The organism is Niallia sp. FSL K6-0212 (genome assembly GCF_038007605.1).
Lineage (GTDB): Bacteria > Bacillota > Bacilli > Bacillales > Cytobacillaceae > Niallia > Niallia circulans.
Genome location: NZ_JBBOXL010000001.1, coordinates 2360210 through 2379061, shown reverse-complemented (window position 1 = coordinate 2379061; position 18852 = coordinate 2360210). Strand labels below are relative to the sequence as shown.

The window sequence follows — 18852 nt, the reverse complement described above, 5'->3', positions numbered from 1 at the left end:
AGGGAGTCTTCCCTTCACTAAAAAACTGGCACTATCATTTGGAAAATAATAGACTAAGTTAAGGTAGACTGCAAAAAAACACCTGAGGCTTGCCATATAAAACTAATTCGGCAAATCTCGGGTGTTCCTATTTCTCCATAAAGATAAACTTTCCTAGCTTACTAAACTTTCCCCTTGCTGCAACTGATACATCTGATAATATTTGCCCTTTCTTGCCATTAATTCATCATGGTTGCCTTTTTCTACTATCTCTCCATGATCAAGGACAAGTATTTGATCCGCATTGCGAATCGTTGATAAACGATGGGCTATAATAAAAGTCGTTCTGCCTTCTTTTAGGACTTCCATTGCATGTTGAATTATTTGTTCTGTTTCTGTATCAATACTGCTTGTTGCTTCGTCTAGAATTAGGATTGCTGGATCAAAGGCCAGAGCTCTTGCAAAGGAAATCAGCTGTCTTTGTCCGCTAGATAAAGTACTTCCCTTTTCTATCACTGGCTCATCATATCCCTTTTCTAAATGCTTTAACACTCTATCTGCGCCAACATCCTTCAATGCTTTCTCCACAGTTTCTCGTGAAATAGAAGGATCATTTAAGGTGACATTGGACGCGATGGTTCCTGTAAATAGAAAAGGATCTTGGAGAACAATTCCCATATATTTACGAAGATCTTGCTTTGAAAAAGACATAATATCTTTTCCATCTATCTTAATCTTTCCTGATTGAATATCATAAAAACGGAATAAAAGGTTCATAATCGAGCTTTTTCCTGATCCCGTATGACCAACTAAAGCGACTGTTTCACCTTGCTTTGCTTCAAAAGAAATATTTTTTAACACATAGTCGTTATCTTTATAGGCAAAGTTAACTTGATCAAAAGTGACATTTCCTTTATATCTTTCTAACGTAACATCTTTCACATCTATTCCATCTTCATCCAATAATTCAAATACTCGTTCCCCTGCAACAAGTGCTTGTTCTAAATTGGCCAATTGATTGACAATACCTTGTACTGGCTGGAATAATCGGTTTATATAATCAACAAAGGCATAGAGCATTCCAAGAGAAAGTGCTGTAGCTGCTGATAAAGACTGACCAGCAACATACCAGATGAAAACAACAAATACGATGTTTCTTAACACGTTCACTAAGTTATGGGAAGTAAGACTGTTTAATCGAAGCATCTTATTTTGATAGCGAAAATGCTCGTTATTTAAATTCTCAAATTCTTTTCTCGTTTGTTTTTCTTTGCTAAACGCCTGAATGATATGCATCCCTTGAATAGATTCATTAACCATTCCATTAATATCACTAATTTTCGCTCGAATAACATGATTGTATCGGGAAGCAAATTTGCGATATCCGATCATCCATATATATAAAATCGGCAGTAAAATTAAACATATTGCAGCAAGTGGTGGATTTAAGATAAATAAGGCAATATAGATTCCAATAATATTAATTCCACTAGAGAAGAAGTTGGATAGGACTGTTACATATAGTTCCCTAATTGCTTCTGTATCGTTTGTTACTCTAGCAACTACTTTACCTGCAGGAAGATTATCGAAATATTTGATAGGCAACCGCTGAATTTGGGCAAATACATCTTCGCGCATTTTCTGAATAATTCGGTTGGCTGACTTTTGTAATAAATAGTGCTGGCCATATTGGAAAATGGCAGAAATAATGACTAATCCAAAATAAAAAGATAACAGCTTTAAAATAGGCGTAATCTCGGGTTTATAGAAATCAAATACTTCCGCATTTGATAACAGCGTGGCAGGATATGTTTCTGCGTCTGTCCCTTTTCTTATAGTCAATGTTCCGTCATGAAACTCGCGACTTCCATCAAATGAAATCTTCCCTTCCACAAAAAGAAATTGTCTTCCCACTTGGAGGATTCTTACTTCTGCAAGCTTTTCTTCATCGGAATCAAGATACGCTGCTTTTTTGTAGAAATTGCCCTTATATTTTACTGCCTCTTTTGTTGGTTCTGTTTGATACCATTGTGATTCAATCCCCGTTATATGATCATCAATTACCTTTTTAGCAACAAATGGACCAGCCAGATCGGCGATAACAGCAATTGTCAGCATGATTAACGCAGCAATAATAATACCTTTGAATTTTAATGCATATTGAAATAATCGTTTACCAGTAGTCATGCTTTCACCTCCGCTTCATCTGCCTCCACTTTTGTCTGTTGCGTTATATATTGTTCCTTATACCAGCCATTTTGTTTCATTAACTCCTCATGTGTTCCATGTTCTGCAATATGGCCATCTTCCATCACAATAATATGATCGGCATGCTGAACAGCAGTCATTCGATGAGTTGAAATAATCGTTGTTTTTGCTTGTCGTTCTTTCTTTATATTCGTGATAATTTTTTGTTCTGTTTTTGCATCTACCGCTGATAAAGAATCATCTAGAATGAGAATTTCTGGTTTACGGATAAGTGCTCTCGCAATCGATATCCGCTGCTTTTGTCCCCCAGACAAAGCTACTCCTTTTTCCCCTACAAGTGTTTCTAACCCCTCTGGAAGCATTTCGATATCCTGGTCAAAAGAGGCAAGACGAATTGCTTCTTCTAATTCTCCTTCAGCAGCACCTTCTTTTCCAAATAAGATATTTTCTCTCACTGTTTTTGAAAAAAGGACATGATCTTGGGGAACATAGCCAATCCAGCCTCTTAATGTATGCAAATCAATGGAATCAATGCTATTCCCATTAATCACCAGCTTCCCTTCCCCTTTCGGATATTCTCGAAGCAGCTGTTTAATTATCGTTGTCTTTCCACTACCTGTTTTCCCAACAATCCCAACTGTTTCTCCTCTTCTAATGGTCAAATAGATGTCACGAAGATTCTCTTGTTTAGACGATGGATATTGAAATTGCACATCTTTGAACTGAATAATTTCAGGAACTTCTTCTGTCTTTCCATTCTCCGGATTACTTACATCCGCCTTGTAACTCAATGTTTCCTGGACCCGATCTAAAGAAGCGTTGCCTCGCTGCATAATATTCATTAATTCACCAACAGCGAACATTGGCCAAACAATCATTCCTAAATAAACATTAAATGTAACAAGCTGCCCAATTGTCAACTGCTGTTGAAACACTAAGTAAGCACCATATCCAAGTCCAATTAGATAGCTTAAACCAACAAGAATTCGAACAGTTGGATCAAATAAAGAATCTATTTTAGCCACATGTAAATTCTTCTTATAGACATCTTCTGTGAAATGATGGAATTGTTTTTGTTCTTCTTTTTCCAAAACATAAGCACGGATTACTCGGACTCCTGAAATAGACTGAAGAACACTATCATTCATATCACCAAATGCATCCTGTGCTTCCATAAAGCGTTTATGGATTCTCTCCCCATATATTTGCATGATAATGGCCATAATAGGCAGTGGAAGAATTGCTGCCAATGTTAATTTCCAGCTTACGGTAATCACCATTGTAATTAAAATCGTCAGCATAAAAATCGTAGAATCAACCAATGTCAAAATTCCAAATCCTGCTGTAACGGAAACAGCCTTTAAATCATTGGTTGCTCTGGCCATTAGATCGCCTGTTTTATTTTTTTCAAAAAAAGTTGGCGTCATCTTAAATAGATGATTCATAAATTTACTTCTTAACTTCAATTCTAAAATATTGGCTCCACCAAATAGCTTATACATCCAAAAATAAGTGATAATATACGTACTTATGGTGATCCCTGCCACCCCAAGTATATAGACCAATGTCTTATTGCTCGTTAATGATCCAATCGTTAGTTCATCAATAAACATGCCGAGGATTCTGGGCGGTAACACTTCTATAAACCCTACAAAAATTAAAAGAATAATAGCTATTGTATAACTCTTCCAATGTTCTTTAAAAAACCATTTTAATTTAAAAAATATCGAAAACATTCACTCATCCCCTGTCTCTCTTCATCTGCAACTAGCCACTTTCTAAATCCTTTAATGCCTTTCTTGCTTCTTTGATCATAACAATCATTACCTTCTCCTCCTTTATTTTTTGAAAACAAATGTTGATCACCCAATTAAGAATTTTTCCACAAAAAAAGAGACAGACCGCAACCATGCGATCTATCTCTTTTATGACAGAAAACTACACAGGCTACCTATATGGCAACCATCTACATCCGCACTAAAATGATCGAAAAGAAAGCAGAAGGTTACCGACATATGAAGTTATAAATACATCATGTCTATTTAGTCTTCTCATCGGTAACTCCTCCTTTCTCTACATTTATTTTCCAATATAATTGAGATTAACATGTAGATTTTATAATGTCAATTGCCATTATTCCGAAAATTAAAGATTTTTAATAATTTAATTGAACTTCTTCTTTTCCAGCTATTGCGTCTTTTGCCTCCTTTTCTTTTGCTAATTTAGGTAATACTAGGCTGTAATAAAAACCGACTAAAAGAAAGCAAGCACCGACAAACCAGTATATTATTTCAATAGAAAACCATTTAGGATAACCAATAGAGATAAGTCCTAATGTAATAGACTGTGACAGCATCATTAACGGGGTTATCCACCCTTGAACTCTTCCCATCATCTTCGGCTCAATAATCGTCGGCATCCAGCCTCCTATTGCAATATTAATCAGCGGAAACCCCAGTGCTAAGAAGAAACAGATGGTTAAGAAGACTAAAATATTCGGTGAATAAGATGCCAAAATAGTCATTATGGCAATATAAAATGCGCCAGTGATAATCAACTTATACAATTTAACCGTCTGTGCAAGAAGAGAGGAAAGGAAACTTCCAATCATAACCCCTGCTCCAAAGACAATTCCAAAATAAATCGATACTTGTTCGTAATTATCAGGTGCTAGTTTATATTTCAAAATAAAGACCTGCATGACGCTAAATCCACCATTGACCACTCCAAAGGCAATAAATCCATATATTAATGCCATCAATAACTTATTGGTCAATATATATTTTAAGCCAATCATAAAGTCACTCCATATAAAGCGAATATTTAATTCCTTTAAAGTATGACTGCCATTAGGCTTTCGAACAGTTTCATCCAGCTTCATTGATTTAATAAGCAATCCGCTAATAGTTAAGGTTGCTACATCCACTAAGATTGCGCCATAAATGCCTAGTGTCCAATAAACAAATATTCCAATCGCATTACCAAATAACATAAAGATACTATTCACTAATTGATTTAATCCTGCTGCGGTTGTAAAATCATCTTTTTTTAATACGCCTTGCAGAATACCTTGTTCCGCTGGGAAAAAGAATTTTTGAACGGCACTTCTTAAAAACAACATCATAAAAATAAGTGGCATCCAGCCAATAAGAACTGCCCCCAACACAAATAGTGACAATACAGCTGCAATCATCTCACAATAATAGGCAATCTTTTGGCGGTCCATCCGATCTGCTACAACTCCGACTAAAAAAAACACGGCTAAAGTTGGCAAAGAAAACATTAATTCAGTCACTGTTGCATAAGCAGGCTGCTCAGAAAAACGATCGAGAATATAAAACATAAAAGCCGTTAAACCAATAACACTGCCCATTTGGGAAGTGACATTGGCAATAAAGAGTCTAGTAAAGCTCGTATTTTTGAATATTTCTGCAAATTTCTTCATCTATTATCCCTCATCCTTTAGTTGATGAGTTCATTTTAGCTTTCTTCCTTTGGAATAAGAACATTCATCCGATGGTTTCTTCGTCGGTCTACAGACGGAAAGAAATTCCATTATAAAGGCTGATGCTCCTCCATTTCAGTAAGGAAGTGAGGGTTCTCTTCCGATGAAAAATAGAGATTGCTCTGTTGTTACTTATTAACTATATCAGCAGGATGGGAGGCTCTATGCTCTCACTGTTCTCTTCTTTCTTTGTTCTGCTTTCTTTCGGTACAGTGACCCGTCCTCTTTTCCCTTTTCCCTTTTCCCTTGACTTCTCTTCCTCTCGGGCTCAAAGAACGCTTCTGTCCCCTTAGCAAGTAGCAAGCAAAACTTGCACGGACATATACCTTTTCTCCAAAACAAATAGGCTGTCCCTAAATTAATCTTGAATTGGTCAGTCATTCAAGATTAATTTAAAAACAGCCTATATCTTATTTCACGGTGCTTATTCGCCTAAAAGTTCATTAAAACGATCCTTTGATTCTTTTTCGTCAAAGCTAGAAAAAATCCGGAAATGATCTTCGTCAATAATACGAAAATGCTGACTAATGATATTCTGCTGCAGAATAAATCCGTTCTTTTTTTCTACTTCTCTCCACCATACTTTTCCGCCCAATGTTTTCTCTTTTCGGTAATCCATTCCATCACGAGCAACGGTCTCCAACACCTCTAAAGGTTCATTACCAAATAAGAAGCGCACTGTTTCAGTTTCTCTAAAGAGTGCGCAAACTGCTACTACAGTAGACCAGCCAGCATATAGCCTACCTTTCTCAATTTGCACTAACGTCTTTTTTGACAAGCCAATAACCTCTGCCATCTTATCTTGGGTATATCCCGCTTCTGTGCGTATTAATCTCATCTTTTCTGATACACTCTCAATAATTTCTTCTCTAGTCAAAGTTTCTTCATTCCCTTATTAGTTATGTGTAATTTTACACCATATTTACTATATTATAAGCTTCCTTTAGACAAATTTCAATTTAAAACTATTTGTTATTTAAAATTTATTTTTATTCTCCAACTTTATTTGACTAAATATTTGCTTTACTTCCTAAAAAAGGAACTAGTAATGGCAGAAGCGAAATAAAAATAAAAAAAGCCTATGTTCTCCATGAAAACAAGGCTTTCCTATTTATTATTTTGCTAGATTGTATTGTGTTAGCGAATCCTTTAATTCCTCGTTACTGCTCTTCATTATTTCTGCTGTTTTTGCCACATTTCCAATAGCAGAAGTTTGTTCATCTGTACTAGAAGCAATTTGTTCCACTGCCGCTGCAACTGACTCTGATACTTCTGATACTTTTGCAATAGAGCTAGAAATATGATTATTTTGCTCTACAACTCGGTTTAGCTCTACTGTCATTTCTTTCACTGCCTCAATACTATTTACTACAGCCCTAGCAATTGCTGTAAATTCTTTTTCTGTATCCTTTACGGCAGTATCTAATTCAGCGGTTTGATTAGTTGTTTCATAAATGGACATAACCGTGCTTTCCATTTCTTTCTCGATATTTTGAATCATATCTTGAATCTGTTTAGTAGCCGAATTTGTCTCTTCTGCTAAATTACGAACTTCATTGGCAACAACTGAGAATCCTTTTCCATGCTCACCGGCTCTAGCAGCTTCAATGCTTGCATTTAAAGCAAGCAGGTTTGTTTGTTCTGCTATTCTATTAATTGTAGAAGTAATTTTAGAGATATCTAAGACTTTTTGATATAAGCCACTAATTCCAATACTTACTTCATTCGTTGATTTGCTAGCATTTTCATTACAAATTTTTAAAGTATTAATAGTCTTTTGTCCATTATGTGATGCTTCTTGAGCATTTTCAGTTGCTTTCTTAATGATTTGATTTTTCCCTTCCATATTATCGATGGAATTGGTTAAGCTATCTATCTCTCTTTTCACTTCTTCTAATTCGGAAGCCTGGCTAACAGCTCCCTCAGCAATTTCAGCCATTGCTCTACCAATTTCTTCGGCACTAGCCAATGTTTCTTCAGCAATTACAGATACATCACTAGCTTGACTTATTCCAGTTTCATTTACATTTTTCAAGCTTGAAACAAGGAAGGCAAACTTTTCTTGCAATTCGCTAATAGAACGATTCAGCTGGCCAATTTCATCTTTCGATTTATCATTGAATTCAACAGATAAATCACCATGTGCCAACCTATGTACCTTGTCATTAAGACGGGATATGGCTTTTAATTTCCCCTTCATTAGCACATTAAAAACCAGTGCGCTTAATATAGTAAGAATAATTACTGAAGCTACTATGATTAAATAATCGCTATAAGTGAAGGATAACAAGCCTTGCAAATTTTCGTTTTTAGCAATAAAAAACCCGCTAAAAGCACTAATACAAGTAGTAATAAGGAGAAGCACATTAAACCCAATAAGCGATTTCCCTTTAAAATTATCTTTCTTTTTCATTCGTAACATCCTCTCTTCCGCCGTCCATAATAAGGAGCCATCTCCTAGCAACACCTTTAAATATCCTTAAAACGCTTTCACATATAATAACTTTGTTCTCTCTCTATGTCTTTAATATCGGTAATTTTTACCCATTTTTTAGCCTTTATTTGTAATTCTTTTATAAATTTTTTTACAGAAATAAAAATAGGAGAAATGCCTAATTTTTTTTTCATTCACGTAAGAATCGGAAAGTTTACGAGCCAAATTTTTTTCTAAGCATAAAATACAACGATATCTCCTTCTTAGAAAATTAGAAAGGATGACTGATGTTGTTTAATATATTTGTAGATCAACAGATTAAATTACGTTTATTAGAGCGGACGGACTCTCATGAACTATTTCAATTAGTGAATAAAAATAGGAAGTATTTAAGAAAATGGCTTCCATGGGTGGATCAAATAACTTCTCCTTATCAATATCAAACAATCATTCCCTTATGGAATCAACTTTTCACAGAGCAAACAGAACTAAATGCAGGTATTTTTTTTAATAGCAGATTAGTAGGAATGGTTACATTACAACAAATTGATTGGGCAAGCCGCAAAGCTAGCATCGGCTATTTTTTAGCTGAAGATGCACAAGGGCATGGCATTATGACAAAATGTGTTGTTGCTATCTTAAATTATGCGTTTTACTATTTAAAGCTAAACAGAATCGAAATACAATGTGGGGTAAAAAATAGCAAAAGCCAAGCAATTCCTGAGAAACTTTCCTTTAAAAAAGAAGGAATTATCAGAGATGGCGAATTTCTTTATGACCATTTCCATGACCTATATTCCTATAGCATGCTGGCCAGAGAATGGGCAGCCAAATATTAGATTTCTATTCCACATGTACACGAGAAGAAAGAATTTTTTATCTGCAGGACGTATTTCTCATCTTACTGGAGGTTTATGCACTTAACTACTTTACGGGCAAATTTCGCTAACACACATTTTCTATTTTAGCCGTTTTATTGCCCGTTAAGAGTGGAATAATAACAAAGAATCGCTTGAATCCTCTTCCTCTCTTTATCTTCCACGATTTTATTTTATGTAAGAAAAGGTATAATATAAGAAAATAGAAGTTTTAGGATACAAAAAAGATTGGAAACTAATACTGCCTTGAGAACAAAAGAATGGTGATGAACGAAATAATGATTGGAATGCAACTACTATTAATTGTCATACTGACTGCTTTTTCTGCTTTTTTTGTAGCAACAGAATTTTCTATTGTTCGTGTGCGACCTGCAAGGATTGAGCAACTTGCAGAGGAAGGCCACAAAAATGCGCGTACTGTAAAAAAAATCATTGAAAATATTGATGCTTATCTTTCGGCTTGCCAATTAGGAATTACTATTACGTCTTTAGGATTAGGATGGTTGGGACAACCTACTATTTTAAAATTGATTCAGCCTTTAATGAATGAGTTGGCTGTACCAGCTGCTTTATCACAAGGTTTAGCCTTTGTTTTATCTTTTTCTATTATTACATATATTAATGTAGTGATTGGAGAGCTCTTTCCGAAGTCTGTTGCTATTATCCTTACAGAGAAGGTCTCTTTATTAGTGAGTAAACCATTAATCTGGTTTTATAACATTATGTATCCTTTTATATGGATTCTCAACAAATCATCTAGACAAGTAGCGAAGTTATGGGGAATTACCAATCCTACAACCAATAGTGACGCCTTGTCAGAAGAAGAACTGCAGATTGTACTAAAGGAAAGTTATAATAATGGGGAAATTAGTTTATCTGAATACAACTATGTTAATCGTATTTTTGCTTTTGATAACCGGCTAGCAAATGAAATTATGATTCCAAGAACAGAAATGGTTACTTTATCAGACCATTTATCCATTGATGAAGCAATAAATATTATTCAAAAAGAACGCTATACGAGGTATCCACTTACCAAAAATGATGATAAAGACAGCATTATTGGCTTTATCCATATTAAACAATTACTAACGGACTGGTTAAAAAATGAAGGTTATGAAAATAAATCATTATTGGAGTATGCACAGCCGATTATTCATATAATCGAAACAACTCCAATTCAAGCTGTTTTCTTAAAGATGCAGAAGGAAAGAACGTCTATTGCCATTCTTCATGATGAATTCGGTGGAACAGCTGGTCTAATTTCCGCGGAAGATATCTTAGAAGAAATCGTTGGCGAGATTAGAGATGAATTTGACGAAGAGGAAACGCCTCTTATTCAAAAAATTAATGATCATCACTATATTCTTGATTCCAAGCTTCCCCTGACAGAGGTAAACGAGGTTTTATCGCTATCAATCGATCGAGAAGATATTCATACACTTGGTGGATGGATTTTATATCAAAATCCGAATTTAAAAAAAGGGGAAACAATCGAATATAATGGCTACTTATTCAAGATTGATAAAATGATTCGACAGCATATTTTTAGCTTTGATGTTCAAAAAATACCTGCACCCTTAGCAGAAGATAAATAAATTTTGTACGATGAGCCGTTTTATGTGTAAGAACGGTTCATCGTACTATTTTTGTTCCCTCTTCTTTCATATCTTGGATATAAGACAATTAACATGAAATTTCTCTTTTCTCATATATTTATTTTATAGACAGAAAATTAAAAAAGTAATCGTTATCAAGTTTGACTGGATAGTTTGGCTTACCGTATAATAATTAGTAAAACTAAACAATTGCGAGGTGGTATAATGGGATTGTTTATCTAAATAAAGAAACTTCATACAGCTTCTTTCATACAAACGTTTATTATACTAGCTTCCGCATCGAACCTGCTTTATAAATGTAATTTTTTTATAAAATATAAATCACTGGTGCATCCTCATGGCTGGAAAAACTGTGATTATGTGTAGAAAATAAAGAACTTTATTACTAGATTGTACTCGATAGAGATTTCGCTCATTTCAATCTGAATTAATCAGGAGGTGACTCCTTACTCGGTAAACGAGATAAGGAAATTTATTTGGACATATTTAACTTGGTTATAATAGCCATTTTAATTGCTTTGACTGCTTTTTTTGTAGCTTCAGAGTTTGCTATTATTAGAGTTCGTAGTTCAAGGATTAATCAGCTTATAGAGGAAGGTCATAAAAATGCCCTTTCCGCCAAAAAGGTTACTAGCAATCTCGATGAATACTTATCTGCCTGCCAATTAGGGATAACTGTTACAGCGCTCGGTATTGGTTGGATTGGCGAAGAAACAGTTCAGCACGTTTTAGCACCATTACTACAAATTATCCATGTTCCTGATACAGCAATAACCGTCTTATCCTTCTCTTTAGCATTCGCCTTCATTACTTTTTTACATGTAGTAGTTGGTGAACTTGCTCCCAAAACATTCGCCATTCATAAGGCAGAACAAATTACTTTATGGGCAGCAAAACCATTAATCCTATTTTATAAACTGCTTTATCCCTTTATATGGACTTTGAATGGCTCTTCTAGAATTATTACAAGAATGTTTGGAATAAAGGCTGCTTCTGAGCATGAGTTAGCACATACAGAAGAAGAACTTCGTATTATTGTTTCTGAAAGTTATAAAAATGGTGAAATCAACCAATCGGAGTTTAAATATGTAAATAATATTTTTGATTTTGATGATCGAATAGCTAAAGAAATTATGGTACCACGAACAGAAATTGCTTCTCTTGAACAATCAAGTACATTAGAGGAGTTGCTTAACCTTATCCAAAAAGAGCAATTTACTCGATATCCAATTACAGATGGGGATAAAGATCATATTATCGGCATGATTAATGTAAAAGAAATCATGACAGAGTTACTTAAATCAAGAGATCTAACGACTAAAACATTAAAGCCATATATAAGGCCTGTCATCCGTGTAATTGAAACCTATCCTATTCAAGATCTATTGTTAAAAATGCAAAAAGATCGTATTCATATGGCCATCTTAATGGATGAATATGGTGGAACATCTGGATTAGTTACAGTGGAAGATATTATTGAGGAAATTGTTGGCGATATATGGGATGAATTTGATCAGGAAGAGGTCCCTACTGTACGCACTATAAAGGAAAATCATTATATCTTGGATGCTAAGGTGTTAATAAATGAAGTAAACGCTTTACTGCAAATAGACATAAACGATGAAGTCATCGATACATTAGGCGGCTGGATTCTCACTTCTAATTACGAAGCGTCAGAAGGAGACACAGTTATGTTCAAATCTTACGCTTTTAAAATTGTGGAAATGGAAGACCATCATATTAAATACGTCGAAGTAAAAAAATTATCCGATGTCCCGGTACAGCAAACAAAGCATATTACGGTGCAGCAATCCATTCCCTCTCCTTCATCTGAGGCTGAGATTGTGTCCTAAAACATTTAATACCAACTTTAAATAGAGGGTGGGACATAAGTATTTCAATCAAATATACCCCCGAACAATTATACGTACACACTAAAAAATACTCGTATAATTGTTCGGGGGTTAATTAAATTTAAGAACGAAGGTTTGTGGTGATCACCGCAGCCTGAATACACTTCGCTTTCGATAGGGTGCTCGTTAAGGCTATGTTCTCCTTCTAAGAGATTTCATTCAATGGCCGTAGCTGATTGAAGCAGAATGGAAATAAATTTTCTCTTCTTTAGTCATTCACCATTGACTCATCAAATTTATAACCTACACCCCAAATAGTATGAATAAAAGGTTGTTCCTTTGTGCCAATCTTATTTCTTAACCGTTTGATATGGACATCTACCGTTCTCTCATCCCCATAGAACTGATAGCCCCACACTCGATCTAATAGCTGTTCCCTTGTGAAAACTTGTTTTGGATTACTGATTAAATAATAAAGTAGATCAAATTCTTTCGGTGTTAGATTAGTCATTACTTTATTATTGTAGATGACTTCTCTTGTTTCCTTACTTATTTTAAAATGCTCTGTTGTAAGAAACTTATCATCACCCTGGTTCATTGTTTCTTTTTGATATCTTCTCGTTACCGCTTTAATTCTAGCCATCAACGTCAACGGACTAAATGGTTTTGTTACATAATCATCTGCCCCCATCTCCAGGCCGAGCACTTGATCTGATTCGCTGTCTTTTGCGGTAAGCATAATAATCGGAACGGAACTAACTTCTCTAATCTTACGGCAAATCGTAACGCCTTCCATTCCTGGCAGCATCCAATCAATAATGATAATATCCCAGTCTTGATTTTCTAGGAAAAAGTCTAACGCTTCTTTTCCATTGTGAATAAATTTTCCTTCATAGCCTTCTTTTAAGAAAAACATTTCTAGCATGGAGCAAACACTCTCATTATCTTCGATTACAAGTATTTTCATCCTAACACTTCCTATTTTCTAGCATTCCTTCTTTGCTACTTATTATAGCAGATGTGATGAGCAAGTTTCATTTCCTGCTAGCTTAAAGGAAGAAATAGTTGAATGACCAACCCAAACGATTCAGCCGATATTTCTGCATAAAAAGGTTTTTAATTGTAGTAAACTAACAAAATGAACTATCCTAGTTAATAACACCACCTATAAAGGAGTTATTGATATGATTCATTCTCTCGCTATAAATAAAAAGAAGCAGCTACTCACTGATCTTTCCGTTGAAGATCTAGTTGCAGGTGATTATGAATGGTTTTGGGTTGACTTTGATCAGCCAATCGATGAGGAAATTGAAAAATTACATCATCCTTTTAATTTTCACCCCTTATCTATTGAAGATTGTCTTCATAATTTACAAAGGCCTAAAATTGATTATTTTGAAACCTATACCTTTTTTGTCACTCATTGTTTAAACCCTAAAACAGTGAAGAAGGACGAGCTTAATATTTTTTTGGGCAAAAACTTTATCGTTACTTTCCATCATCATGCCTCTGTGGAAGTCAATGCCGTAAAAGAAATGTTACTAAAAGAGGAAACTGCAGCATGGACACAATACACGGTTCTTTATCAGCTACTCGATCACCTCGTAGATAATTATTTTCCTATTGTCTATCAAATTGAGGATTCTCTCGCAGAAATCGATGAAAATCCTACTAATAAAACGATGGAAGCATTGCTGGATGAATTATTTTCTACTAGGCATCAGCTGCTTTCCTTGCGACATACAGTCGTCCCAATGAAAGATTTATTACATCAAATGATTAATACGGAAAAACTGGCTGCTCTCTTAATGAAAAGAGAATATTATTCTGATATCTATGACCATTTATTAAAAATCAGTGAACTAATTGAATCCAATCGTGAATTAACAACAGACATAAGGGATAGTTATCTATCCTATAATTCTCATCATTCCAATCGAATTATGCAAATCCTTACGGTTATTACAACTATTTTTATGCCACTAAGTTTCTTAGCAGGCTTATACGGAATGAATTTTTTAAATATGCCGGAGCTGCACTGGAAATATGGCTACTTCCTTCTATTATTTGTTATGGTGAGCATAGGAGTGGGCATGTTTATATTGTTCAAAAGAAAAGGATGGTTTAAATAAAAATATGTTATTAAATGCAGAGCATTGATTAACTATATTTCAAAACTATTATGATAAAATAGAATTATCACTATTTTCACCATACAGGATTATTACATAGAATTTGGGGGGATTAACGATGGAGTCATCAAATTTTCAAACAGAGGCTATCTTAGAAAAACCACAGCATAGGATTATGCCGAAAAGAGTTTTAGCAAAGAGGATATTTTTCATTATTATCGGCAGTATTTTAATGGGAATAGGAATCGAGGAATTTCTTGTTCCTAATAAAATATTAGATGGAGGAATTGTCGGAATTTCTATCATTCTCTCCCATTTATCTGGCGCGAAATTAGGCTATTTTATCTTTTTACTCAATATTCCCTTCTTCTACATCGGCTACAAGCAAATTGGCAAGACTTTTACTCTTTCCACTATGCTAGGCATCACAGTCCTTTCTCTTACTACGATATTATTACATGATGTACCTGTATTTACATCGGATTTACTTCTCGCAACGGTATTTGGCGGTATTATCCTCGGCATTGGCGTGGGAATTGTCCTCCGTTTCGGCGGCTCCCTTGATGGAACAGAGGTATTAGCTCTCCTTTTCAGTAAAAAAAGCCCCTTTTCTGTTGGCGAAATCATTATGTTTTTTAACGTCTTCATCTTTATTAGTGCTGGATTTGTTTTCTCATGGAATCGGGCTATGTATTCATTAATTGCCTATTTTATCGCTTTTAAAGTCATTGATATTGTTATAGCTGGTCTAGATGAATCAAAATCGGTCTGGATTATTAGCGATCATTCAGAAATCATCGGAGAAACGATATTGGCAAGGCTTGGGCGTGGCGTTACATATCTAAAGGGCGAAGGTGCCTATACTGGTGACACGAAAAAAGTAATTTTTTGTGTCATTAACCGTCTCGAAGAAGCAAAACTTAAAACAATTATCGAAGAGTTGGACCCTGCTGCCTTTCTTGCCGTTGCCAACATCTCGGAAGTTCGCGGAGGCAGGTTCAAGAAAAAAGATATTCATTAATATTACTCTTTGTTATTGCCTAAAAAGCTAAGCATTTTTTAGGCACCCTCTTTCTACGCAATCTTCCTTCGATGGGAACTTTGGAACCTTCCAAATAACTCCATACTTAGTCAGGAAAATAGAAAATCAAAACCATTCCTAGGTTTATTTCTCGTCTTTTTTGTGAAAAATTTCATTTGATAGGAGGTTATGATTTGCGGAAAAACATAACATTATCGATTTTAATCGGATCAAGCATTGTTTGTTTACTTTGGCTAATTGGCTTAAGCTGGGTATTAATCGACTATAACAATCAGCCTGAAAGCAGCGCTAAAATAGCTAGTGAAGAGAAAATAAAAGAAATGGAGAAAGATGGCATACGTCTTTTAGCTCTAGGTGATTCCCTTACCCGTGGAACCGGTGATGATACGGGTAAGGGTTATGTTGGTTATCTTTCTGATGCCTTAGAAGAAAAAACAGAGGAAGAAATCACCATTACCAACTATGGGATCAAAGGATTAACGACTGATAAATTGGCCGAACAAGTAAAAGAAGACGAAGTACAAAGACAAATAACTCATGCTGACCTTCTCTTTATAACCATTGGCGGGAACGATCTTTTTCAAGGGGGAGAATCTTTATCTGAACTCAATGAAGATTCTATAAGTAAATTAATGAAAGCTTATTCCGAGCAATTGCAGGCGGTACTTTCATCAATTCGATCCATTAATAAAGACGCCACCATCTATTTAATGGGCTTATATAATCCTTTTAATGATTTAGACAATAGTGCTTTAACTTCCCAAGTAGTCCGCACTTGGAATAATGCGACTGCTGAAATATGTGCTAATTATCCGCAAACTATTTTTGTTCCAACCTATGATATTTTCCAGCAGAATGTTCAGCAATATTTATATTCTGACCATTTCCATCCAAATAAAAAGGGCTATCAGCTTATGGCTGAACGGGTAGCATCCCTTATTTCCTGGGAGGTAAATGACAATGAGTGACATTACGTTATCAGTTTCGCATTTAACGAAAAAAATCGGAAAGCGGGCTATTATTAAAGGCATTAGCTTTGAATTAAAAAGCGGAGAAGTATTCGGTTTTCTCGGACCAAATGGTGCTGGGAAAACAACAACCATCCGGATGCTTGTTGGATTAATCAAACCTACCTCTGGTCAAATATCCATTTGCGGCTATGATGTCAAAAAGGATTTTTCCAAAGCAATGGAGCGTTTAGGCTGTATTGTAGAAAATCCAGAGCTTTATCCTTATTTGACCGGATGGGAAAACTTAAAATACTTCGCACGAATGCTGACAAATGCAGATGATAAGCGAATAACAGAAGTTGTAGAGTTAGTAGGATTAACGGAGCGTATTCATGACAAAGTAAAAACTTATTCCCTAGGAATGCGCCAGCGTCTTGGAATTGGACAGGCATTATTAAGCAGGCCGAAAGTTTTGATACTAGATGAACCAACCAATGGATTAGACCCTTCTGGGATAAGAGAAATGAGGCAGTTCATTCGTTTTCTGGCAAAAGAAGAAGGTCTAAGTGTATTAGTCTCCAGCCATTTATTAAGTGAGATTCAGCTCTTATGTGATCGTGTATCCATTATTTTAGACGGTAAAATCATCCATACTGAATCAGTACGTACTTTACTGACGCAAAAGGAAAAATTAATTTGGCGATTTACCCCGTTAGAAAAGGGAATAGAAATCTTGAATAAACTTGCTCCATCTGTCACAGTCCAGGAAGAAAGGGTGATTACCCCCTATATAGAAGAAGAAGTTTCTAAGTGGAGTCGTTCATTGATGGAAGCCAATGTCGCTATAAAAGAAATGAATCGGCAAATCCCTTCGCTTGAGCATCTATTCTTAGAGCTAACAGGAGGTGATTCTGTCGGTGAATAAACTCATCTATAATGAAATGCTAAAGCTCGTGAAAAGTAAACGCTTATTGGTTGTGACGATTATCATCGGAATAATGATCATGATGTTTACCTATGCACAGCATCGTGAAATGGAAAATGTCAAAAAAAGAATTGGCGATACAGACTGGCGCGTCACCCTGCAGCAATCAATTGTCGATATGCAAAACAGAATCGGTTCAAGCGGGATTTCCGAAGAATTCCGCTCCCAGTTAAAAGTTCGCATCGACCAAAGTCAGTATTATCTCGACCATAACATCAACCCGCAAGATCCAGGTGCTCCCACCTTTTTGCGCGTGTTTCTCGATAATTCCATCCAGCTGCTGCTACCGTTAATGGTAATGATTATTTCAGCTGATATGGTTTCTTCGGAAAAAAGTTTAGGGACCATTAAGCTGTTGCTGACAAGACCGGTACGGCGTTGGAAAATCCTTTTAAGCAAATATATTACGCTTATTCTCTCGGTTTCCTTTATCTTACTTATGTTCGGGCTATTTTCTTATCTCATTTCCGGATTATTCTTTGGATATACAGGGTGGACCGCACCAATGCTAACTGGGTTTACCGTGGAGGCTGGTGAATTAAATACTGCCAATGTTCATTTAGTCCCGCAATGGCAATACATTCTCATGATTTTTGGACTCGGCTGGTTTGTGTCTGTTGTCGTAGGGACACTTTCCTTTATGTTCTCTGTCCTTATTAAAAGTACAGCTGCAGGAATGGGCGCTATGCTCGCATTCTTGATTTCTGGTACTATCATTAGTTCGATCGCTTCTTCATGGGAATCAGCCAAATACTTTTTCATGGTAAACTTGCGTCTAACAGATTATCTCCAAGGGAATATACCGCCAATAGAAGGCATGTCCCTGCCATTTTCCCTAATGGTACTATCTATTTGGGGACTTGCCGGGATTATTATCTCCTTCCTTGTCTTTACGAGAAGGGATGTTTACTAAAGTTTAATGTTGTTATACGCATAAAAACGGAACTTCCCATTTTGGGAGACGTTCCGTTTTTGCTTATATACTTTCAGCTTGTTTGACTAACGCCCACGTTAGTTTAAGTCCAATACTTCACGGTCGAAGAAGAGGAATCGGAATATTTAATACAAAAAGAGTGTGAGGTAATATACACTCTTTTCCTGGTTTTAACAATTTTCCTGTCATATTTATTCTTTTATTCATACAAATTTAATCTAAATCATAAAAAATTCTTTTTTTGGTTGAAAGCACAAAGAAATTATTCTATAATTATGACAGCTACTTTGCTATGCAAGGTAGCTGTCATTAGAATAACTAACTTGCAATGCA

Annotated in this window: 14 protein-coding genes; 8 read left to right on the top strand and 6 right to left on the bottom strand. The window is 35.6% G+C overall.

Annotated features, from left to right (window positions below; all coding sequences use genetic code 11):
• Positions 1 to 153 precede the first annotated feature (153 nt).
• The 5 genes from MHH96_RS11290 to MHH96_RS11270 all read right to left on the bottom strand — a co-directional run bounded on the left by MHH96_RS11290 (position 154) and on the right by MHH96_RS11270 (position 8105).
• Positions 154 to 2166 carry an ABC transporter ATP-binding protein gene (locus MHH96_RS11290; protein WP_341117316.1) on the bottom strand — a complete coding sequence of 671 codons (2013 nt, stop codon included), beginning with the start codon at positions 2164 to 2166 and terminating at the stop codon, positions 154 to 156.
• Positions 2163 to 3923: an ABC transporter ATP-binding protein gene (locus tag MHH96_RS11285; RefSeq protein ID WP_047943024.1), complete on the bottom strand. Its 1761-nt coding sequence runs from the start codon at positions 3921 to 3923 to the stop codon at positions 2163 to 2165. The genes MHH96_RS11290 and MHH96_RS11285 overlap by 4 nt, the downstream gene beginning before the upstream one ends.
• A 419-nt stretch (positions 3924 to 4342) precedes the next feature.
• A complete protein-coding gene (locus MHH96_RS11280) occupies positions 4343 to 5632 on the bottom strand; it encodes an MFS transporter (protein WP_341117314.1) in 1290 nt (429 codons plus the stop codon).
• A 484-nt stretch (positions 5633 to 6116) separates the two neighbouring features.
• Complete coding sequence (locus tag MHH96_RS11275; protein WP_047943022.1) at positions 6117 to 6569, bottom strand: helix-turn-helix transcriptional regulator; 453 nt, start codon at positions 6567 to 6569, stop codon at positions 6117 to 6119.
• Between the two features lie 237 nt (positions 6570 to 6806).
• On the bottom strand, positions 6807 to 8105 hold the full coding sequence (locus MHH96_RS11270) for a methyl-accepting chemotaxis protein (RefSeq protein WP_161798423.1): 1299 nt from the start codon (positions 8103 to 8105) through the stop codon (positions 6807 to 6809).
• Positions 8106 to 8416: 311 nt separating this feature from the next.
• Between MHH96_RS11270 and MHH96_RS11265 the strand changes: the two genes are divergently transcribed.
• From MHH96_RS11265 to MHH96_RS11255, 3 genes are all read left to right on the top strand, one after another.
• Positions 8417 to 8965 (top strand): GNAT family N-acetyltransferase, encoded by a 549-nt coding sequence (locus tag MHH96_RS11265; protein WP_047945014.1) that lies wholly within the window; start codon positions 8417 to 8419, stop codon positions 8963 to 8965.
• A gap of 299 nt (positions 8966 to 9264) precedes the next feature.
• On the top strand, positions 9265 to 10602 hold the full coding sequence (locus MHH96_RS11260; protein ID WP_235844455.1) for a hemolysin family protein: 1338 nt from the start codon (positions 9265 to 9267) through the stop codon (positions 10600 to 10602).
• A gap of 497 nt (positions 10603 to 11099) precedes the next feature.
• The gene (locus tag MHH96_RS11255) at positions 11100 to 12476 is read left to right on the top strand and encodes a hemolysin family protein (protein WP_047945012.1); all 1377 of its coding nucleotides are present in this window, start codon (positions 11100 to 11102) and stop codon (positions 12474 to 12476) included.
• 268 nt (positions 12477 to 12744) lie between these two features.
• Here MHH96_RS11255 and MHH96_RS11250 read toward each other — a convergent pair whose 3' ends face one another.
• Entirely contained in the window at positions 12745 to 13443 is a 699-nt protein-coding gene (locus MHH96_RS11250; protein WP_047945011.1) for a response regulator transcription factor, read from the bottom strand.
• Positions 13444 to 13660: 217 nt separating this feature from the next.
• On the opposite strand from MHH96_RS11250, the gene corA reads away from it, so the two are divergent.
• The 5 genes from corA to MHH96_RS11225 all read left to right on the top strand — a co-directional run bounded on the left by corA (position 13661) and on the right by MHH96_RS11225 (position 18498).
• Positions 13661 to 14608 (top strand): magnesium/cobalt transporter CorA, encoded by a 948-nt coding sequence (corA, locus tag MHH96_RS11245; RefSeq protein WP_249879028.1) that lies wholly within the window; start codon positions 13661 to 13663, stop codon positions 14606 to 14608.
• Between the two features lie 175 nt (positions 14609 to 14783).
• Positions 14784 to 15629, top strand: a complete 846-nt coding sequence (locus MHH96_RS11240) for a YitT family protein (RefSeq protein ID WP_371000152.1) — start codon at positions 14784 to 14786, stop codon at positions 15627 to 15629.
• A 194-nt stretch (positions 15630 to 15823) separates the two neighbouring features.
• A complete protein-coding gene (locus MHH96_RS11235) occupies positions 15824 to 16618 on the top strand; it encodes a GDSL-type esterase/lipase family protein (protein WP_047945008.1) in 795 nt (264 codons plus the stop codon).
• Positions 16611 to 17525 carry an ABC transporter ATP-binding protein gene (locus MHH96_RS11230; protein WP_082138465.1) on the top strand — a complete coding sequence of 305 codons (915 nt, stop codon included), beginning with the start codon at positions 16611 to 16613 and terminating at the stop codon, positions 17523 to 17525. Before MHH96_RS11235 ends, MHH96_RS11230 begins: the two co-directional genes overlap by 8 nt.
• Positions 17518 to 18498: an ABC transporter permease subunit gene (locus MHH96_RS11225; protein WP_144545347.1), complete on the top strand. Its 981-nt coding sequence runs from the start codon at positions 17518 to 17520 to the stop codon at positions 18496 to 18498. The genes MHH96_RS11230 and MHH96_RS11225 overlap by 8 nt, the downstream gene beginning before the upstream one ends.
• The last annotated feature ends 354 nt before the right edge of the window (positions 18499 to 18852 follow it).

What these genes read in the sequence shown, in the direction of transcription:
- MHH96_RS11290 (WP_341117316.1), bottom strand. Translation starts at nt 2,166, where the DNA reads ATGACTACTGGTAAACGATTATTTCAATATGCATTAAAATTCAAAGGT.
- MHH96_RS11285 (WP_047943024.1), bottom strand. Translation starts at nt 3,923, where the DNA reads ATGTTTTCGATATTTTTTAAATTAAAATGGTTTTTTAAAGAACATTGG.
- MHH96_RS11280 (WP_341117314.1), bottom strand. Translation starts at nt 5,632, where the DNA reads ATGAAGAAATTTGCAGAAATATTCAAAAATACGAGCTTTACTAGACTC.
- MHH96_RS11270 (WP_161798423.1), bottom strand. Translation starts at nt 8,105, where the DNA reads ATGAAAAAGAAAGATAATTTTAAAGGGAAATCGCTTATTGGGTTTAAT.
- MHH96_RS11260 (WP_235844455.1), top strand. Translation starts at nt 9,265, where the DNA reads ATGGTGATGAACGAAATAATGATTGGAATGCAACTACTATTAATTGTC.
- MHH96_RS11250 (WP_047945011.1), bottom strand. Translation starts at nt 13,443, where the DNA reads ATGAAAATACTTGTAATCGAAGATAATGAGAGTGTTTGCTCCATGCTA.
- corA (WP_249879028.1), top strand. Translation starts at nt 13,661, where the DNA reads ATGATTCATTCTCTCGCTATAAATAAAAAGAAGCAGCTACTCACTGAT.
- MHH96_RS11240 (WP_371000152.1), top strand. Translation starts at nt 14,784, where the DNA reads ATGCCGAAAAGAGTTTTAGCAAAGAGGATATTTTTCATTATTATCGGC.
- MHH96_RS11230 (WP_082138465.1), top strand. Translation starts at nt 16,611, where the DNA reads ATGAGTGACATTACGTTATCAGTTTCGCATTTAACGAAAAAAATCGGA.